The organism is Streptomyces sp. NPDC058145 (assembly GCF_042884245.1).
Taxonomy (GTDB): domain Bacteria; phylum Actinomycetota; class Actinomycetes; order Streptomycetales; family Streptomycetaceae; genus Streptomyces.
Genome location: NZ_JBHVUH010000055.1, coordinates 1 through 2,970, shown reverse-complemented (window position 1 = coordinate 2,970; position 2,970 = coordinate 1). Strand labels below are relative to the sequence as shown.

Genomic DNA, 2,970 nt, shown 5'->3' with positions numbered 1-2,970 from the left:
GCTAACGCATGGGAAAACCTTGGGCTTTGCCCAAACCCACAAGGGGAAATGATTCCCCCTTGATCCCCCCAATAAAAACTCCCCCAACCCCCTCAATTTTGAGGGGACTCCCTCGCCGGTCGGCAGGAATCGAATGGGATTCGATTCAATGCCAAGAGGGTTCGGGTGTGGTGAGTCTGTCAATCGACTTTCGCGGCATATCCTCATTTCGCTATCGCTCATTCCGGTATTCCACGATTCTATTGACAGACGCCACGTGTCGCTTTCTCCTTCAAGCGCCCACCAGAACAAAATAAAAAAAGATACAGAAAAAGATACAGAAGAATCTTCTGTATCTCTTGTATCTCAATCCTTTTCTGTCGTTTTATGTCGATTATTTTAACTCTCCTGTTTCTCTATCAATATCGCCCCGACCATATTTCCGTTCTTGATAAACGGCATCAAAATACAGTCTAATCAATCCAGTATGCGAACGTAAAACAGAATTGATAATCTTCATGCTGGGTAAGTTATATTCTTCCCCACGAACCCTTACAAACCTTCTTAATTCACGAATATTAGCCAGTCCATGTTCATCAATCAAATCACAAAGATCATTCAGCATGTCGTCTTTTTCTTCAACATCAAGCGTTATGTATCTATCAATATCAAAATTGTTTAGTAGTTTAATATCTTTCTTGTCATATACATGCTTGTTTTTAGCGATAGCGTCTTTTGATTCGTGCGTTAAATATAAATACATATTTTCCATGCTTTGAACTACAATTTGCACCATGGAAACACTTTTATTACCCAATGCTCGTTGTATTCTTTTACGGACACTATCAGCAGTAACAGGATTTTTCGCCACATAAATCACATGATAATGGGCTTTTTTATATTTTTGTCCCTCAACTTTACTTAAATCTTTATCATGAAGTGGGCTAATCGCAATAGGAACACCGAGCGATTCCAATTTCGTTTCCCAATCTTCGGGTATGCTTTCAGGGTACAACAGAAACGTAAAGTATCTTGCCTTATCTTTAGCCATAATGTTATAATCACCCTAACAGAAACAAAGGAATTCCAAAAAGCGAACTCTTCCAGGGGGTCGCTTTTTTTGTGTTCATTTCTGCCCTTTCTTGTATTCTTCCAAAACTACTGTAATCATCGCAGACTTACTCAAACCCTTCTCTTTGCACAACTCCTCTAAATAAGCGTGAACACTTTCTGACATAGTGATTGTAAATCTCTTTTTATTTGTCATATCGTTCTCCTTTTTGCATGTTAAAAATAATATAACAAAGTGGTGTAATTTTTGCAATAAAATACACAAAAAATATGTAAAAGGCAAAATGTCGCTCAAAATGTCGCCGAAATGTCGCTCAAATGTCGCAAGCTTCAAACCCTTGTGGCTCTAGGGTTTGAATGGCTTTTTCTCTCAATTTGGCACTCGGCACTTAAAGGGGGGGTCGTAGTAGCCCCCCCTTTTTCCTCTCTCACCCCAAAAAATCCAAGTTCAAAAAACCAAAAAAAGCACCTTTTTCAGGTGCTTTTTATCTTTCAAGACCATTTTCTCTTTCACGACGCTTTTCAACCCTGTTTAAACGCTCAAATTCGCCCTCAGGGGCTTTTTCTTTAATTTTGCCTACCAAATCATTAAAAAGGCTCTTAAACGTCTTTAAATCGTTTGTACGGGCTTTTAAAAATTCTTTGGTGCTTTTATATATCAAACCAATTTCACGCTTTAAATCGCTTATATGGCTTTTTAATTTGCTATTCTCTCGAAGCAACTGCATATTTTCCTGTCTTAATTTTTTATTTGAATTGGCTTCTGTTTCCCACTCTTTATAAATCACTCTAAGCTTTTGACCCAAAGCTTTATTTTCCTTTGCTAAATCGGTGTTCAATATTTTTTCCATCTTGCCTTTTAGCTGTTTATTTTCTTTGGCAGCATGAACCAAATTTTTAAAGTCTTGTTCGGGAACAATCACATTTCCAGTCGGTGTCTTTTTCAACTCTTTTTTGGGAATCCCAAAAAGATTCTTTTCCTCGCTCTTAACCTCGATTTGCTGAAATTCCCTTTTGGCCCGAACTTTAATTTCATCTGGAACTTTTTCATTGAGGGCGAGCAATTCATTTTTCTTCTCCTGGAGATTTTTTTCTAGAAAATCAATTTCTTTTTCCAGCGTCTGCTTTTTGAATTCCCTCGTTTCCAAATGCTCACGAGTAGAACCTTTTTCTCCACGCTCCAAATCAAAGCCAAGCTTTTGCATATGCTCGGGAAACTTATCTTGCAACCAAAGCAATTCTTGACGATTGAACACATTTTTCCCTTGCAGTTTTCCATCACGCATTGGCACAACGCCAACATGCATATGGGGCGTTTTTTCGTCCATATGTACCGTTGCATAAGCAATATTTTGCTCGCCATAGCGTTCGGAAAATAATTTATAACTTTCCTCAAAAAATCGTTTTTGTTCTGTAGGATCCAGACGGTCAAAAAAATTTTTGTCAGATGTCACGAGCAACTCGTTTACAAGCACCGCATCTTTCCGAGTTTTTCTCGTACCTGTTTTTTGCGATTCAATGATTTCTTTGACATGCTGGTTATAATCAATTTTCCCATCATGGACCAAATCATAATTTTCATGGGAACGCTCTTTATCAATATCCGAATTCGTCCTGCTTTCTCTTTCACGCTGATTATGAAACTGAATTCCTTTCAAATCATGCGCCTTCATTTTCTGCATTCGGACGACCGCATAACTCATAAAATCAGCTCCGTTTCGGGGTCAGTTTTTCGGCAACACTTCCATGTAAAGTATAACACACTATACTTTACATTCGTAAAGTGTGTGCTCTGCGAGGCTTTTTCGGCTACCCGCCGAACCATGCTAACGCATGGGAAAACCTTGGGCTTTGCCCAAACCCACAAGGGGAAATGATTCCCCCTTGATCCCCCCAATAAAAACTCCCCCAACCCCCTCA

3 protein-coding genes are annotated in these 2,970 nt (G+C 39.0%); all 3 read right to left on the bottom strand.

What is annotated here, in order from left to right; translation table 11 throughout:
* Nucleotides 1–373 precede the first annotated feature (373 nt).
* The gene (locus ACFVVO_RS39340; protein WP_043858541.1) at nt 374–1,030 is read right to left on the bottom strand and encodes a replication protein; all 657 of its coding nucleotides are present in this window, start codon (nt 1,028–1,030) and stop codon (nt 374–376) included.
* A 75-nt stretch (nt 1,031–1,105) separates the two neighbouring features.
* Nucleotides 1,106–1,246: a CopG family transcriptional regulator gene (locus ACFVVO_RS39335; protein ID WP_043858540.1), complete on the bottom strand. Its 141-nt coding sequence runs from the start codon at nt 1,244–1,246 to the stop codon at nt 1,106–1,108.
* 289 nt (nt 1,247–1,535) lie between these two features.
* Nucleotides 1,536–2,753, bottom strand: a complete 1,218-nt coding sequence (gene mobV / locus ACFVVO_RS39330) for a MobV family relaxase (RefSeq protein WP_120377766.1) — start codon at nt 2,751–2,753, stop codon at nt 1,536–1,538.
* Nucleotides 2,754–2,970 lie beyond the last annotated feature (217 nt).